The sequence below is a fragment of the Pseudonocardia hierapolitana genome, from assembly GCF_007994075.1.
GTDB classification, from domain to species: domain Bacteria; phylum Actinomycetota; class Actinomycetes; order Mycobacteriales; family Pseudonocardiaceae; genus Pseudonocardia; species Pseudonocardia hierapolitana.
On record NZ_VIWU01000001.1, the window covers coordinates 6776639 to 6792987 of the forward strand.

Here is a 16349-nt window from a genome sequence, read left to right on the forward strand (position 1 = left end):
GAGGTGCGGTAGGAGATGTCGACGAACCCGTTCGACGACGAGAACGGCGAGTTCTACGCGCTGATCAACGGCGAGGGCCAGTACTCCTTGTGGCCGACGTTCGCCGATGTCCCGGCCGGTTGGACGGCGGTGCACGGTCCCGGCACCCGCCAGGAGATGCTCGAGCACATCGAGACCAACTGGACCGACATGCGTCCGCGCAGCCTGGTGGAGCAGATGGAGCGCCCGGCAGGCCGGGCCGCCGTCTGAGCGGCGTCGGGCTGCCGGGCTCGACCCGGTGTGGTGATCCTCAGGGCTTGCGCGCCACGCCACCCGTGGTCTCGGGCAGAGGCTGGACCGTGCCGACCTCGGTGGGTTCCGGCCGCCACTCCGTGACGGACACCAGGCCGGGTTCGACCATCTCCAAGCCCGAGAAGTACCCGCGGATGTGCTCGATCGGCTGCTGGATGTAGGGCACGCCCCCGGACTTCGCGTAGTTCTCGGCGAGCGCGTTGAGGGCCGCGTTGGTGTCGTTGCCGTCCCACACGGCCAGGTAGCTGCCGGAGGGCACCGCGTCCACCACCCGCGCCACGATCGCGTGCGACTCCTCGAAGCCCCGCGCGTGGCCGAGGACTCCCATGAACATGACCGCGATGGGCTGCTCGAAGTCCAGGATGGTCCGCGCCCGCTCGATGATCAGGTCCGGGTCGTGGTAGTCGGCCTCGACGTAGTCGGTGACGCCCTCGGGCGTGGTGTTCCGCAGCAGGACCCGCGCGTGTGCCAGGACGATGGGGTCGTTGTCCACGTAGACGATCCGGGACTCCGGCGCGATCGACTGGGCGATCTCGTGGGTGTTCTGCATGGTGGGCAGGCCGGTGCCGATGTCGAGGAACTGCCGGATACCGGCCTCGCCTGCGAGGAACCGCACGACCCGGTTGAGGAACTGCCGCGACTGCCGGGCGAAGGTGGCCATGTCGTAGTACTGCAGGGCGGCCTCGGCGGCCAGCCGGTCGGCCTCGTAGTTGTCCTTGCCGCCCAGCCAGTAGTTCCAGATGCGGGCCGCGCCCGGTACGTCGGTTCTGATGTCGCGACTCGGTTCCGTCACGGTCTGCTCACTCCTCGGCTCGTCTGCGCCCACCCTAGTCAGCCCGTCGGGGTACGCCGCGGCGCAACGGGTGTCCGCGGCGTGGCCGCGCCCGGTGCGCTCGAACGCGGTCAGGGATGAACCCACCAGTTCCCGATGCGTCACCGGGAACGAGTTCGTTCGTAAACATCGAGCGAACGTTCTACCAACGGATGTCGAAGGAGTTCGCCGAGGCGGGATCATGTGAAGACCGTGCTGGACGGAACACGGTCCTTGCTCCGCGATGAACCGAAGGCGGTCATGCCCGACATTCCATGGGAAATCCTGCTCGCGATGATCGGTGTCCTGGTCACGGCCGGAGCATTCCTGTGGGAGTTCCTCTTCGTCGGCCGCAAACGCCTCGGCTATCGCGTGCAGATGGACACGACCCCCACCGACGTGAGCTCGCTCCACGCCGGGGCGTGGCGACGGTTGGAACGCGAGGACAGCACACCGTTGGCCGACCCGTCGTTCGTCCTGTTGCGCATCGAGAACATCGGCGTGACGAAGATCGACGAGACCGACTACGCGGTTCCCGCGGGCGACCCCGTCGGCATCCGGGTCAGGTTCCCCGGGCGCAAGGTTTCCGGCATCGTCCCGACGGAGCTGAGCGACCCCAACATGGCGGCGTTCTTCGATCCGAACGAGAACGCCACCGGGTTCGGGATGGGGCAGGACGAAGCCTCCCCGAGCGTCGGTGTCGTCAAGCTCCCCAAGGTGAAGCTGAACCGGTCCGCCCACTACAAGGTGCTCGTCGTGCTCGAACGCGCCGACGGCAACGGGGCAGGCAGCTTCGCCGATCCGGAAGTGCACGGCACGATCACGGGTGGCGTGGGTGATGGGCGGATCACGAGGACCGAGGGCCGCACCGGACTGCCGCGCTGGGTCACCGTGCTGGTCGGCCTCCTCGTGTTCGTCGCCCTCACCGAGCCGTTCGTGCTCGGCCTCGTCGATCAGGACGTCCCGCTGGACTGCGCTGGTGGGAACCTCACGCTCGTGGGTTCCACGGCCTTCGCGCCCGTCCTGAGAGAGGCCGCCGCGGCGTACGAGAGGACGTGTCCGGACGCCGGCTTCGCTTTCGACTTCAGGGGCAGCTTCGAAGGACTGCGCAGCCTGGACGAGGCGGCGAGCCCGGACGTGCTCGCATTCTCCGACGGGGCCAAGGGTGACGGGTACCCGCTGTTGCTGCCCCGGCCGATCGCCTTTCCGCTCTTCACGATGGCGGTCAACCCCGCGGCGGGCGTCCAGGATCTCTCACTGGAGCAGATCCGGCAGATCTACGACGGACGGATCACGAACTGGGCGGCGGTCAACGGCAACGACCTCCCCGTGCGGCTCGTCGGACGGCCAGGCGACTCCGGCACTCGCCGTACGTTCGAGAATCGGGTTCTCGGGGGCCGGTGGGAACCGGCGCGCAACTCCGATGACTGTGAGAGCGTGGGCAGCGGTGCCCCGTCGGGAGTCATCCGATGCGAGCGGCCCACCACCGATGACGTGCTGAACGCCGTTGCGCAGACTCCCGGTGCCCTTGGATACGGCGAGTTGGAGGCGGCATCCGGTCACGACGGCCTCCTGCTGCTGCGCATCGGCGGCCAGGAGGCCACGCTCGAGGCGGCTGATCACGGGGCCTATCCCTTCTGGGAGACCGAGTACGCCTACACCCACGGTGAGCCCGACGCCCACTCCCTGGCCGCCAGCTTTCTGAGGTACCTCACCAACGAGGTCGGGCGGGACATCATTCGGGCCCACGGACAGCGTCCCTGCGTCGAACTGGAGAACCCGGTGTTGTGCCACCCGTCGTGACGCCACGGGCGGGCTTGATCAGCGGGTGGGTGCACCTACGGCCGCATTCGACCGGTTTCGCGCCAGGCCGCTGATCATCGCTCCGGCGGCCGGAAGCACGTGCGATCCCGGGAGGTCACCTCACTGGGACGTCATCACCCGGCGGTGCAGGCCGCCGTCGTCCTCTCCCGCGCCCGCCTCGTCGTCGCCGAGGTCGATCCGGACCGTGTGGACGATGCCGGTGAACCCGTTGTCGATCTCGGGGTAGTCGTCGGTGACCGGGGTGCCCAGGTCGACGCCGACGTCGAGGGTCTCGTCGAAGGAGAAGTAGTAGGGAATGGTGTCCTCGACGCGGCCATCGGCCAGCTTCTCGCCATCGACGGTGAGCACGACCGTGCCACCCTTGCCGAACCCGCCGCCGTCGTAGAGGAAGTCCATGCGGATCTCGTGCCGGCCGGCCGGGATCGCGTCGCGGGTGCGGATCCGGTAGAGCGCCAGTCCGAAGTGGTTGTAGACGTAGCAGGCGTGCCCGGCCGTGCAGTACAGCGACCACCCGCCGAACCGGCCGCCCTGGGCGATGATCACACCGTCGGCGTCGGGTTCGGCGGTCTCGATGTCGGCGACGATGCTGTGCGACCGGTTCTTGACGTTGGGCGTTGTCTCCTCGGTGAACCGGCGCATGCCGCCGCGGTAGGTCACCGACCTCCGCGCGCCGAGCAGGTCCACGCGGCAGGCGAGCGTCGGGTTCTCGCGTTCGGTGACCCGGCCGTCGAGCGGGAAGACCTGGTTCTTCGCCGCCTCGACGAGGAACAGCTCCTGCAGCGCCCGCAGCCGGTCCGGGTGTCGGTTGGCCAGGTCGCGCGACTGGGTCCAGTCGGCGTCGAGGTCGTAGAGCTCCCAGACGTCGTCCGCGAACCTCCGGCCGGGGGTCGCGACCATCTCCCACGGCGTGCCGTGCCGGGTGACCGCCATCCATCCGTCGTGGTAGATGCCGCGGTTGCCGCACATCTCGAAGTACTGCGTGCGGCGGCGGTCCGGCGCGTCCGGCGCGTCGAAGGTGTAGCGCATGCTGATGCCGTCGACGGGCTGCTGGTGGACCCCGCCCACGCTCGTCGGTGCCGGGATCCCCGCGCACTCCAGGATCGTGGGCAGCACGTCGATGACGTGGTGGAACTGGTGGCGCAGCTCGCCGCGGCCTGCGATGCCACGGGGCCAGTGCACGATCAGCCCGTCGCGGGTGCCGCCGAGGTGCGAGGCGACCTGCTTCGTCCACTGGTGGGGCGTGTTGAGGGCGAGCGCCCAGCCCGCCGGGGCGATCGGGTAGGTGGTCGGATCGCCGATGGCGTCCAGCTCGAAGATCATCTCGTCCGGGTCGTCGACGATGCCGTGGCCGAGCCGGTGCTCCACGACGGTGCCCTCGATGCCGCCCTCACCCGAGGCGCCGTTGTCGCCCAGCAGGTAGACGAACAGCGTGTCGTCGAGCACGCCGAGTTCCTCGAGGGCGTCGACGAACCGGCCCACCTGGGCGTCGGCGTGCTCGGTGAAGCCGGCGAAGGTCTCCATGAAGCGGACGGCGAGCGCGCGCTGGTTCTCGCCGAGCTCGTCCCAGTGCGGCACGCCGTCGGCCCACGGGGCGAGCTCAGCGGTGTCGGGTACGACGCCGAGCTCCTTCTGGCGCGCGAGGGTGATGTCGCGCTGGCGGTCCCAGCCGTGGTCGAACCGGCCGCGGTAGCGCCGCCGCCACTCCGGCGCGACGTGCAGGGGTGCGTGTGACGCGCCCAAGGCGAGGTAGGTGAAGAACGGGCGGTCGGGGGTGAGCGTGCGCTGCGTGCGCACCCAGTCGATGGCGTGGTCGGCCAGGTCCTCGGACAGGTGGTAGCCGTCCTCGGGGCGGCGGTCCGGCTCGACCGGTGTGGTGCCCCGGTACAGCAGGGGGTACCAGTGGTTCATCTCCGCGCCCATGAACCCGTAGAAGGTGTCGAAGCCCTCCCCGGTGGGCCAGCGCTCGAACGGACCGACAGGGCTGATCTCCCGCGGCGGCGTCTGGTGCCACTTCCCGAACGCGGCGGTGCTGTAGCCGTTGCCCTGCAGGATCTGCGCGACGGTCGCCGCGCTTCGCGGGCGGAACCCGTTGTACCCGGGCGCGGACGTGGCCATCTCGGTGGTGCCACCCATGCCGACGGCGTGGTGGTTGCGCCCGGTCATCAGGGCCTGCCGGGTCGGCGAGCACAGCGCCGTGACGTGGAAGCGGGTGTAGCGCAGGCCGCCGTCGGCGAGCCGCTCGGCCGCGGGCATCCGGCACGGCCCGCCGAACGAGCTCGAGGTGCCGAAGCCGAGGTCGTCCATCACCACGATCACGACGTGGGGTGCGCCCGCGGGTGGCTGGATGGGCCGGACGGGCTCGAATGCCGCCTTCTGGTCGTCGATGCCGATGGCCGTGACGACGTTCTGCGCGCGCTCCGGCTCCGGCAGGATGTGGCGCCCCGCGGCGAAGCTGCTCACAGTGGGTCCTTTCGGCGAACAGGGGGCGACCGTAATTCGATCGGATTCCGGGATTATCACCTTCGGCGCGGCCGGAAGTGACAGGCGGTCCGAGACGAGTTTTCGATATCTCCGATAGAACGGCCCTATGGGAGGGTGAGGCGCCGTTTCTCCGCGGGTGAGAACATGCCGCAGCGCAGCCCACTCAGGAGGACGCCGTGGATCGTCGGCAACTGGAGTACTTCCTCGCGGTCGCGGCACACGGCAGCTTCACCGGCGCCGCCGCGGCCCTCCACGTGGCGCAGCCGTCGCTGTCGCACTCGATCAAGGCGATCGAGCGCGAGGTCGGCGCCCTGCTGTTCCACCGGCGCAGTCGCGGCGTGGTGCTCACGGCGGCGGGCGAAGCGCTGCTGAGGCCGGCCCAGCAGGTGCTCATGGACTTCGCGGCGGCGAGCGCCGCCGTCCGGATGGTGTCCGACCTGACGGCGGGGCGGCTCGACATCGTGGCCCAGACGACCTTGGCCGTCCACCCGCTCGCCGATCTGGTCGGGGTCTTCCGGAAGGCGTACCCGGCGGTCGTCGTGGGCATCGAGGATCCGGAGCACGCGGCCGCGGTGGCGGAGATGGTGCGCGGCGGGCACTCCGAACTGGGGCTCACCGACTTCTCGATCCCGGTCGACGACCTCCGGACCTTCGAGCTGCCGGATCAGGAGATGCTGGTGGTTCTCCCGCCGGACACGGACACCGGGCCGAACGGGTCGTTGACGGTCGCCCAGGTGGTGGCGTTCGACCTCGTCGTCACCCCGCCGGGCACGAACAGCAGGGCCATCCTGGAGTCCGCGCTGTCCGGCGCGGCCCTCCCGCTGCGCGTCGCGGTCGAGACGCCCCACCGCGCCGCCATAGTCCCGTTGGTGCTCGCCGGGGCGGGCGCGACGCTGTTGCCCCGGCCGATGGCCGAGGATGCGGCGCGCCAGGGTGCGCGAATCGCCGCACTCGATCCGCCCGTGTCCCGTCGCGTGCAGTTGCTCTCGAGGTGTGCGCCGCTGTCCCCGGCCGGCCGCGCGTTCCTCCGAATCGTCATGGCGGCAACCGGTGGCGATTCGGAATTCGTCGACTCGTCACGCGGCGACGCCGGCGGGGAGATACCGACGTCGTGACCGAGGGCCCGCTCACCCGCCGAGCCGCGCCGCCGACGACTCGCGCACGTTGAGCTCCGGCAGCACGACCGTGCGCTGGATCGGCCGGTCCCCCTCCCGCAGCCGGGTGGTCAGAGTCTCGAGCGCGAGCCGGCCGATGTGCTCCTTCGCCGGACGCAGCGCGCTGATGGGCGGGGTGCCGTTCTCGGCGACCTCGTCGTCGTAGGCGACGATCGCGAGGTCGCCCGGGATGTCGATCCCGCGGTCGGTGCAGTAGTGCTCGAGCAGGATCGCCTGCGGGTCGGCGTGCACGATGAGCGCGGTCGTCCCGGTGTCCCGGCACGCCGCGACGATCTCCCCGAAGCGCTCGTCGCGCTCGCTGCCCTCGACGTCGGTGAGCGTGGCGGCGACGACCTCGGTGTCGAGGCCGAGCTCGGTGAGCGCCTGCTCCCAGCCGCGCCGCAGCTGCGGCGCGGTGGGGGAGTCGCGGGAGATCGCGAGGCCGATCCGCCTGTGGCCCTGCTCGTACAGGTGGGTGACGGCCATCTTCGCGCCGAAGTCGTGGTCGGTGCTCACCCACTCGAGCCTGCGCAGGGCCGCGGAGTGCGGGGCGCGGCGCTCGACGAGCACGACGGGCACGTCCAGCGAGTCGAGCCAGGTGAGGATCGCCAGGCCGTCGCGGCCGCTCACCTCCGGTGCGGCGAGCAGGCCGTGGACGCCCGCGTCGAGGAGGGCGGCGATCTGCCTGCGCTGGTCGGCGGGGTCGTACGACGCGCCGCGCAGCACGAGCTGGACGCGCCCCTGTGCCGCCGCGGCCCGCGCCCCGTTGACGATCTGGGGCCAGTAGTAGCTGAGGGAAGGCACGACCATCCCGATCCGGTACAGCGCCGGGCCGAGCGCGTCGGACGTGCGGGCGACGCTCGTGTCGAGCGCGCTGCGCAGCGTGGCGCCGCCGTGCACGCGCGTGACGAGGCCCCGGTCGGCGAGCGCCGTGATGTCGCGGCGGATCGTGATCTCGGTGACGCCGAGCTGCGCGGCGAGCTCGCGCACCGTCACGGACCCGGTGCGGCGCAGCTCCTCGATGATGCGTTCCCGCCGGGCGATGGCGAACATGGGGGCGGCCGGTCCGTCGCTCATGGCACAGCCTGCACCTGCAGGTCGAGGCCGTCCCGGTCGGCGGCCGCGACGAGCTCCACGCGGGTGAGGCGGGCGCCCCACGCGGCGACGAGCATCGGATCGCCGAGCGCGCGTTCGGTGACCTCGAGGCGCTCGGCGTCGTGCCGGATCCGCAGGGCCCGCGCGCCCGGTGGCCGGACGACGAGAACGCCCGGCTCCATCGTCACCACACCGTGCAGGACCAGTACCGAAGCGGTCTCCTGGTCGTCGTTCAACCACCAGCGGTCCCGCACGGTGACGGTCGCGGTCGTCCGGTCCAGCGCGACCTCGCGCGTGAGCCGCTCGCCCTCGGCGAGCGGGTAGGCGTCGCTCAGGTCGATCCGCCACGCGGCGCGCGACCCGTCGTCGCCCCCGTCGAGCGTCGCCGTCCACCGCTCCCCGGGTTCCTGGTCCAGCCCGCGCGGGCGCAGCGTCGAGTGCCACTCGCTGCGCATCGGCCACAGCTCGTAGCGGCGGGGGGAGAAGGTCCGTCCGTCGTACGTCGGGCGGCCGGGGTCGACCACGGCCGGGACGCCGTCGACCGCGATCTGGACGGCGCCGAGGTCGAGGTGGTTGTGGTTCTGGCCGTTGTGCCCCGCCTTCACGCCGACGAACAGCCCGTCGGGCGTGCCCGCGCGCTCCCTGGCCGCCGCGAGGCCGATCGACCGCAGCCCGACGGACCGGGGGAGCGGCGGGGCACCTGCCGCGGACGGCTCGGCGTCCAGGAGCGCGTCGATCAGCCGGGCCGCCCCGCAGCCGAGGGGGATCGGTGCGGCGGGATCGTGGTGCGCCGTGGCGTGCGCGACGACCTCCGGGAGCCCCCGTCGCTCGCCCCAGCGGCGCAGGCGGAACCACGGCTGCTCGTCCCGGGGGCGGGGCTCGGCGTCGGAGAACGACAGGTACCACTGCGAGGAGATCTGCATCCGGTGCGGGAAGGCGAGCAGCCCGTCCACCGCGACGAGGTCGAACAGCGCGGCCCCCGAGATCCGGTCGAGCACGTCGAGGGCCTCGAGCGCGCGGCAGGCGCCGTGCCACCAGTAGCCGCCGCCCTCGTCGATCCCGCCGTCCGCGGGGAGCGACGCGAGGTAGCGGTCGATGCCCTCGACGCACAGCCGGAGCGTCTCCCGTCGCCGCTCGGGCGGGTCGAAGGCGAGGGCGGCGACGATCAGGTTGCCGTGGATCCAGGGGTTCCAGTTGTGGACGTTGCCCGTCAGACCGAGCCAGTGCCAGTCGCGGCGGGCGTGGAAGGGGTCGAGCACGCGGTGGCGCGCCTCGGCGGCCACCCGCGCGAGCAGGCCGGGGTAGGCGGCGTCGAGCTCCTCGCCGAGCACGAGTGCGGCGACGGCGAGGGTGGCGGCCGTCTCCCCGGCCCCGAGGTCGAGGTAGGGCCGGTGCAGGTCGGGGACGACCCCGCCGGTGCGCGTGAAGCCGTCGTCGTGTGCGGGCCAGCACCAGGTGCTCTGCTCGGCCACGATCCACGCCCCGTCGGCGACGTCGTCGAGCGCGCCGCTCTCGGGGGCGACCGCGGCGAGGGCGGTGGCGCGCGCGATGCGCCCGAGGCGGCCCCGCACGACCTCCTCGTACGTCGTCCGCTCGCCGCGCAGGGGATAGGCGGCGTAGTCGCGCAGGAGCGCGGGCGGCCAGCCGGCGGACCGGTCCTCCGCCACGGCGGCACCCAGCACCTCCACGGACCGGTCGGGCACCCGGTCCCGGGCTGCGGGGAAGAGCGTGCGCGGGCTCACCGGCGACGCGTCCCGCCAGGCGTCGACGAGTACGCCGGGCGAGATCGCGCGCTGGGCACTCGATCGAGCGTGAACGACCATGTTCGTTTCTGTTCGATTGGCTTGACTGTGATCGCCGGGATCGTAGGGTCCACGCCACCGACGGCGCAATGCGGCCGCACGACGACGAGGAGACGTTCTTTGAGCGAGCCGCAGCGACCGTCCGCACTCCTCGCGATGTGGCCGGACACGTTCGCCACGCAGTTCGACGCCCAGCGCATCGCCCGCCTCGGCGGGCTGTGCCGGCTCGATCAGCCCGCGCCGGTCGACCTCGACGACCCTGCCCTCGGGGACCGGCTCGCCGGCGTCGAGGTGCTCGTGACCTCGTGGGGCGCCCCCGCCCTCACCGGGGAACGGCTCGACCGGATGCCCGGGCTGCGCGCCGTGTTCCACGGGGCGGGCACGATCCGCCCGCTCGTGACGGACGAGTTCTGGGAGCGGGGCATCGTCATCACCTCCGCGGCGGAGGCCAACGCCATCCCGGTGGCCGAGTTCGCCTACGCCCAGATCGTCCTGGCCGGCAAGCGGGCCCAGTACCTCGCGCGGGTCCCGCGGGAGTTCCGCAACGGGTGGCGCGCCCAGCTCCACTCCGGCCGGTACACGAACCACGGGCGGCGGATCGGCATCGTCGGGTACTCCCGCATCGGCCGCCGGGTGGTCGCCCACCTGCAGCAGCTCGACACCGCCGAGGTGCTCGTCCACGACCCCTACGCCGACCCCGACGTCGTCGCCCGCGCCGGCGCGCGGCTGACGGGCCTCGACGAGGTGCTGGCCTCGGTCGACGTGCTGAGCCTGCACGCGCCGCTGCTGCCCGAGACGATCGGGATGATCGGTGCGCGCGAGCTCGCCCTGCTCCGCGACGGCGCCACCGTCGTCAACACCGCGCGCGGTGCGCTCGTCGACACCGTCGCGCTCACCCGCGAGTGCGCGAGCGGGCGGCTGGACGCGATCCTCGACGTCACCGAGCCGGAGCCGCTCCCCGAGGACTCCCCGCTCTACGACCTCCCCAACGTGTCGATCACCCCGCACATCTCCGGCTCGCTCGGGAGCGAGACGCTGCGGCTCACCGACGCCGCGCTCGACGAGCTGGAGCGGTGGGTGAAGGGCGAGCCGCTGACCTCCCAGGTGACCGTGGCCGACCTGGGCGTGGCGGCATGAACGAGCGGGCGCCGTACACCGGGCTCGACCGCGCCGACTGGCTGGCGACGGCCGACCGCCTGCTCGCCGCGCTGCGGCCCTGGGCGAGCGCGGACCACGCCACCATCACGCCGCCCGGCGAACCCGGCGGGTACGGCACGCGCGTCGACGGCCTCGAAGGCTTCGCGCGCAGCTTCATGGGTGCCGCCTTCCGCATCGCCGGCACCGACGACGCGACGAGCGCCGAGCTCGCCGAGTGGTACGCCGAGGGGATCGCGGCCGGCGTCGACCCCCGCAACCCGGGGCGCTGGGTGCGGCCCGGCGAGCACGACCAGGCCAAGGTCGAGGCGGCCGCCCTCGCGCTCGGGCTGCACCTGACCAGGTCGCGGATCTGGGACCGGCTCGACGAGCGCACGAGGGGCCGGCTCGTCGACTACCTGGCCGAGCTGGTCGGCGCCCGCATCCCGCCGATCAACTGGGTGTGGTTCCGCATCGTCGCGCAGACCTTCCTGCGCAGCGTCGGTGGCCCGTGGAGCGAGGCGGACCTCGACCACGACCTCGCGGTGCACGAGAGCTTCGTGCGGGCAGACGGCTGGTTCGCCGACGGCCCGGAGCGGTCGTTCGACCACTACGCGGGCTGGGCCCTGCACTTCTACCCGGTGATCTGGCTGGAGATGGCTCGGGGCGACGAGCGCGCCGAGGAGCTGCGGGAGCACTACCTCGCGCGGCTGGACGCCTTCCTCCCGCAGGCCGCGGCGCTCGTCGGGGCCGACGGCGGGCCACTGATCCAGGGCCGCAGCCTCACCTACCGATTCGCCGCCGCCGCACCGTTCTGGGCCGGTGCGATCGCCGGCAGCACTGCGCTCACGCCGGGGGAGCTGCGCCGCGCCGCGAGCGGCGTCCTGCACCACTTCCTCGCACACGGCGTCCCCGACGAGCACGGCCTGCTCCCGCTGGGCTGGCACGGCGCGTGGCGCCCCATCGCCCAGCGTTACTCGGGCCCCGGCTCCCCGTACTGGGCGTTCAAGGGGATGGCCGGTCTCGCACTCCCCGCCGACCACCCGGTGTGGACGGCGGCCGAGGAGCCACTCCCGGTGGAGCGCGGTGACATCGCCACGGCCATGCCCGCGCCGGGATGGCTCGTGGCCGGCACGCGGTCGGACGGGATCGTCCGCGTGGTCAACCACGGCACCGATCACGGCCAGGAGGGCGTGCTCGTCACCGACTCGCCGCTCTACGCGCGCCTCGGGTACTCCACCGCCACGAGCCCCGTGCTGTCGGCGCCGGGCTGGGAGGAGCCGCTCGACGCCGCCGCGAGCCTGCTCGACCCGCAGGGACGTGCCTCCCACCGCGCCGGGTTCCGCACGCTCGCGCTCGGCACCACCGGCGACGCCTGCCACGGCTTCTCGATCGGGCCGGCGCACTGGGTGGTGCCCACCCCGGGACAGCCCGACCACGGCTCGGGCCGGTCCGGCGAGGTCACGGTCGGACCCGACGTCCTCGTCGGCTCGATCGTGCGCGGTCCGTGGGAGGTGCGGCTCGTGCGGGTCGAGGAGGGGTTCGCCGGCGCGCTGCGCGTGACCGGCTGGCCGGTCGCACCCGGCGGGGTCACCTCGCTCGTGGTCGACCTCGGCGGGCTCCCGGAGTCGGGGGTCTTCACGCTCCCCGACGCGACGCCGCTCTCGGCGACCACGCGGATCCCGTGGCGGGCGAGCGCCGGCGCCGTGCAGGAGGGGCGGTGGTACGTCGCCGGGGTTCTGCTCGCCGCGGCCGGGCGGACGGCCGAGCCGCCCGTCGTCGACGTCGTGGGCGACCACGTGGCCGTGACCTGGGCGGACGGTGCGAAGAGCCAGGTCGACCTGCCGGAGGTGCGCCACGGATCTTGATCGCCCGCTCCCCGAGACCCCCGCCCCGCCTCCCGACCCACACGAGGAGACGCAATGAAGCGCTACCCATCGGCCCTCGCCGCGATCGCGGCCGCGGCCACCCTCGCCATCGCCGGTTGCTCGTCATCAGCCTCCGACGCGGCGGACCCCTCGGGTCCGGTGACCCTCACCGTGTCGGCGTGGAACCTGGACAAGACCCCGGAGTTCAACGCCCTGTTCGACGCGTTCGAGGCGGCCCACCCGAACGTCACGATCCAGCCGGTCGAGATCCTCGCCGACGACTACCCGGAGAAGGTCGCGACGATGCTCGCGGGTGGGGACACGACCGACGTCCTCACGATGAAGAACGTCATCGACTACGCCCGCTACGCCAACCGCGGCCAGCTGCTCGACCTCACCGACCTCGTCGGCGAGCTCCCGACCGACAAGATCGCCGGGCTCGAGCCGTTCGACATCGACGGCAAGTACGCCGCGGTGCCCTACCGCCAGGACTTCTGGGTGCTCTACTACAACAAGGCGCTGTTCGACGCGGCCGGTCTGCCCCACCCCGACCGCCTCACGTGGGCCCAGTACAGCGAGCTCGCGAAGAAGCTGACGAGCGGCACCACCGCCGACGGCCAGAAGGTCTACGGCACCTACCACCACACCTGGCGCTCGGTCGTCCAGGCGATCGCGGCGGCCCAGACCGGCGGTGACCAGCTCAGCGGCGACTACGGGTTCTTCGCCGACCAGTACGCGCTCGCGCTGGACCTGCAGAACGCCGGTGCCGCTCTCGACTTCGGGACGGCCAAGACGCAGCAGGTCAACTACCGCTCGATGTTCGAGACCGGGCAGACCGCGATGATGCCGATGGGCACCTGGTACATCGCGGGCATCAAGGCCGCGATCGAGGGCGGCACGAGCTCGGTCGAGTGGGGCATGGCGCCCATGCCGCAGATCAACCCCGGCGGTGAGACGGCCACCTTCGGCTCGCCCACGGCGTTCGCGGTCAACGAGAACGCGAAGAACGTCGAGGTGGCGAAGGAGTTCATCGGGTTCGCGACCGGTGAGGAGGGCGCCAAGGTGCTCGCCGGGATCGGCGTCGTGCCCGCGTACGGCTCCGACGCGGTCACGGCCGCGTTCACGGCGCTGCCCGCCGACGAGCTGTCCAGGACGACCTTCACCGAGAACAAGAAGGTCGCCCTCGAGATGCCGGTCAGCGAGGTGACCAGCGACATCGACACGATCCTCGAGGAGGAGCACGAGCTGATCATGGCGGGCCAGAAGTCGATCGCCGACGGGATCAGGGACGCCGGCGACCGCGTGAAGAACGAGGTCCTCTGAGCACGTGGGCCCGCCCGGGAAGGGCGGGCCCACCGGGAGATGCCATGACGGTGACCCCATGACGGTCAGCACAGCGCCGGCCCTGCGGAAGCGACGTCCGCCCGAGCCCGCGGCCCCCACGCGACGTCGCTCGCTGCGCCCGACGCTGGTCGGGTGGAGCTTCATCCTGCCCAACTTCCTCGGGTTCGCCCTCCTCACGCTCGTGCCGATGGTGTTCGGGCTCGCGCTGTCCTTCATGGACTGGAGCCCGTGGGGCGACCCGGAATGGGTCGGGTTCGAGAACTTCGAGCGGATGATCCGCAACTCGACGTTCTGGATCGCGCTCTGGAACACCACCTACTACGCGGCCGGGCACATCCCGCTCACCATGGCGATCTCGCTCGGCCTCGCGCTCCTGCTCAACCGCACGCTCGCCGGCCTCGGCTTCTTCCGCACCGCGTTCTTCCTCCCGTACGTGACGTCGCTGGTGGCGGTCGCGGTGGTGTGGAACATGCTCTTCAACCCCACGTCGGGTCCGGTGAACCAGTTCCTGCAGCTGCTCGGGGTGAGCGATCCGCCGGGCTGGACGTCGAGCACGGCGTGGGCGATGCCGGCGGTGATCGTCGCGAGCGTCTGGCGGGACATGGGCTACTACATGGTGCTCTTCCTCGCCGGGCTGCAGACGATCCCGAACGAGCTCTACGAGGCGGCCCGGGTGGACGGCGCGAACGCGTGGCAGCGGTTCTGGAACATCACGCTGCCCGGGCTGAGGCCGACCACCTTCTTCGTGCTGGTCATGTGCACCGTCGCGAGCTTCAAGGTCTTCGACCTCATCGTCGTGATGACCGACGGAGGGCCCGGTCGCGCGACGAAGGTGCTCTCCCAGATGATCTACGAGGAGGGCATCCGGGAGGGGCGGTTCGGGCTCGCCTCGGCGATCTCGCTCGTGCTCTTCGTCCTCGTCGCCGGGTTCACGGTGATCCAGTTCCTGATCCAGCGCCGGAGGGAGGCCTGATGACGGCGAACCCGACGGTCGAGCCGATCCCGCACCCGGCGACCGCGGAAGCCGGTCCGGAGCGAGGACCGCGGCGGCGCGCCACCCCGCTGACGTTGCGGTCGGTGGCCTACTCCGTCCTGCTCACCGGCCTGTGCCTGCTGATCCTGGTGCCGTTCGTGTGGATGATCTCCTCGTCGCTCAAGCACGACAACCAGGTCTTCACGGTGCCGACGCAGTGGATCCCGCGGGAGTTCGTGTGGTCGAACTACGCGGACATCTGGACGCAGATCCCGATGCTCGCCTACCTGCACAACTCGGCGTTCCTCGCGGTCGTCATCTCGTTCCTGCAGGTGATCACCGGCAGCTTCGCCGCGTACGGCTTCGCGAAGCTGCGCTTCCCCGGCCGGGACTGGCTGTTCCTCGCCTACCTCGCGACGATCGCGGTGCCGTGGCAGGCCTACATGATCCCGCAGTACCTGATCATGGAACAGCTCGGCCTGGTGGACACGCACCTGTCGATCATCCTGCTGCAGGCCTTCGGTGCGTTCGGCGTGTTCCTGATGCGCCAGTACTACCAGTCGATCCCGGACGAGCTGATCGAGGCGGCGCGCATCGACGGGCTGAGCGAGTACCGCATCTGGTGGCGCATCATGCTCCCACTGTCCCGCCCCGCCATCGCCAGCCTCGGACTCCTCACGTTCGTCTCGACGTGGAACGACTACATGGGCCCGTTCATCTACTTCACGAGCAACGAGCTGTGGACGGTCCAGCTGGGACTGCGCTCGTTCGTCGGGCAGTACGACGCGGCGTACGCGATGATCATGACGGGATCGGTGATCTCCGTGCTCCCGGTGGTGCTCGTGTTCCTGCTGGGGCAGCGGCAGTTCATCCAGGGCATCGCGACGAGCGGGCTCAAGGGGTGAGCGGCCTGCGTGCGGCGCTGCGGCGGCCCGATACCTACGAGGTGATCTTCGAGATCGCCTACCTCGGGCTGGGTGCGGCGGCGTGCCTCGGCGGTGCGGCACTGCCGCTCGTCGCCGCCGTCACGCTGCTGGCCGACCCGCTCGCGGCGTGGCCGACCCTGCTCGTCGCCGCGCTCCCGCTCGGCGCCGGCGTCGCGGGCGCCTTCCACGCGTTCGGCGCGGCGTGGGGGCGAGGGGTCCCCGCGCCGTTCCGGGACGCGTGGGAGGGCGTGCGCCGCCACGCCGGGCGGGCCACCGCGGTGTGGGGGCTGCTGTGCGCGCTGCTGTTCGTCGTGGTCGTCGACGTCCTCGCGATCTGGGCGACGCCGTGGGCGGCCGTCATCGGTCCGCTGCTGGCAGCGCTGGTCCTGCTCGGCGGGCCGACCGCGATCATCGCGCTGGCCGGCCTGTCCCGGATGCCGGGCCTCCCGCTGCTCGCGCTGCTGCGTGCCTCGGCCTGGTTGGCGGTCCGCCGGGCGCCGCTGACACTGCTCTCGCTCGTCGTGCTGGCCGGCTGGGGCATGGTGTGCATGGCGCAGCCGGTGGCAGGCCTGCTCGGTGTCGGCGGCTTCGCGCTCTACGTGCTCTGGAGCAACTCCGTCGCGGCCTGGACGAGCGTCGGCTGAAC

General features: G+C 71.7%; 13 protein-coding genes. 9 read left to right on the forward strand and 4 right to left on the reverse strand.

Annotated elements, in window-relative coordinates; translation table 11 throughout:
• Positions 1–15: 15 nt before the first annotated feature.
• The gene (locus FHX44_RS31985) at positions 16–249 is read left to right on the forward strand and encodes an MbtH family protein (protein WP_147259181.1); all 234 of its coding nucleotides are present in this window, start codon (positions 16–18) and stop codon (positions 247–249) included.
• 40 nt (positions 250–289) lie between these two features.
• On the opposite strand, the gene FHX44_RS31990 is transcribed toward FHX44_RS31985, so the two are convergent.
• On the reverse strand, positions 290–1084 hold the full coding sequence (locus FHX44_RS31990) for an SAM-dependent methyltransferase (protein ID WP_246170706.1): 795 nt from the start codon (positions 1082–1084) through the stop codon (positions 290–292).
• Positions 1085–1363: 279 nt separating this feature from the next.
• Here FHX44_RS31990 and FHX44_RS31995 point away from each other — a divergent pair, with 279 nt between their 5' ends.
• The gene (locus FHX44_RS31995) at positions 1364–2905 is read left to right on the forward strand and encodes a PstS family phosphate ABC transporter substrate-binding protein (RefSeq protein ID WP_147259183.1); all 1542 of its coding nucleotides are present in this window, start codon (positions 1364–1366) and stop codon (positions 2903–2905) included.
• 120 nt (positions 2906–3025) lie between these two features.
• Here FHX44_RS31995 and FHX44_RS32000 read toward each other — a convergent pair whose 3' ends face one another.
• The gene (locus tag FHX44_RS32000; RefSeq protein WP_147259184.1) at positions 3026–5386 is read right to left on the reverse strand and encodes an arylsulfatase; all 2361 of its coding nucleotides are present in this window, start codon (positions 5384–5386) and stop codon (positions 3026–3028) included.
• A gap of 197 nt (positions 5387–5583) precedes the next feature.
• On the opposite strand from FHX44_RS32000, the gene FHX44_RS32005 reads away from it, so the two are divergent.
• Entirely contained in the window at positions 5584–6522 is a 939-nt protein-coding gene (locus tag FHX44_RS32005; protein ID WP_147259185.1) for a LysR family transcriptional regulator, read from the forward strand.
• Between the two features lie 12 nt (positions 6523–6534).
• Here FHX44_RS32005 and FHX44_RS32010 read toward each other — a convergent pair whose 3' ends face one another.
• Both FHX44_RS32010 and FHX44_RS32015 read right to left on the reverse strand, forming a co-directional pair.
• Positions 6535–7638, reverse strand: a complete 1104-nt coding sequence (locus FHX44_RS32010) for a substrate-binding domain-containing protein (RefSeq protein WP_147259186.1) — start codon at positions 7636–7638, stop codon at positions 6535–6537.
• On the reverse strand, positions 7635–9479 hold the full coding sequence (locus FHX44_RS32015; RefSeq protein WP_147259187.1) for a heparinase II/III domain-containing protein: 1845 nt from the start codon (positions 9477–9479) through the stop codon (positions 7635–7637). The genes FHX44_RS32010 and FHX44_RS32015 overlap by 4 nt, the downstream gene beginning before the upstream one ends.
• Positions 9480–9578: 99 nt before the next feature.
• On the opposite strand from FHX44_RS32015, the gene FHX44_RS32020 reads away from it, so the two are divergent.
• From FHX44_RS32020 to FHX44_RS32045, 6 genes are read left to right on the forward strand one after another with little or no spacing between them, the layout of a single operon-like run.
• Complete coding sequence (locus FHX44_RS32020; protein WP_246170707.1) at positions 9579–10595, forward strand: hydroxyacid dehydrogenase; 1017 nt, start codon at positions 9579–9581, stop codon at positions 10593–10595.
• Positions 10592–12460, forward strand: a complete 1869-nt coding sequence (locus FHX44_RS32025) for a DUF2264 domain-containing protein (RefSeq protein ID WP_147259188.1) — start codon at positions 10592–10594, stop codon at positions 12458–12460. The genes FHX44_RS32020 and FHX44_RS32025 overlap by 4 nt, the downstream gene beginning before the upstream one ends.
• Before the next feature lie 54 nt (positions 12461–12514).
• A complete protein-coding gene (locus FHX44_RS32030) occupies positions 12515–13783 on the forward strand; it encodes an ABC transporter substrate-binding protein (protein WP_147259189.1) in 1269 nt (422 codons plus the stop codon).
• 58 nt (positions 13784–13841) lie between these two features.
• Positions 13842–14777: a carbohydrate ABC transporter permease gene (locus FHX44_RS32035; protein ID WP_147259190.1), complete on the forward strand. Its 936-nt coding sequence runs from the start codon at positions 13842–13844 to the stop codon at positions 14775–14777.
• Positions 14777–15682 carry a carbohydrate ABC transporter permease gene (locus FHX44_RS32040; RefSeq protein WP_147259191.1) on the forward strand — a complete coding sequence of 302 codons (906 nt, stop codon included), beginning with the start codon at positions 14777–14779 and terminating at the stop codon, positions 15680–15682. Before FHX44_RS32035 ends, FHX44_RS32040 begins: the two co-directional genes overlap by 1 nt.
• Positions 15679–16347 (forward strand): ferredoxin-NADPH reductase, encoded by a 669-nt coding sequence (locus tag FHX44_RS32045; RefSeq protein WP_147259192.1) that lies wholly within the window; start codon positions 15679–15681, stop codon positions 16345–16347. Before FHX44_RS32040 ends, FHX44_RS32045 begins: the two co-directional genes overlap by 4 nt.
• Positions 16348–16349: the final 2 nt, after the last annotated feature.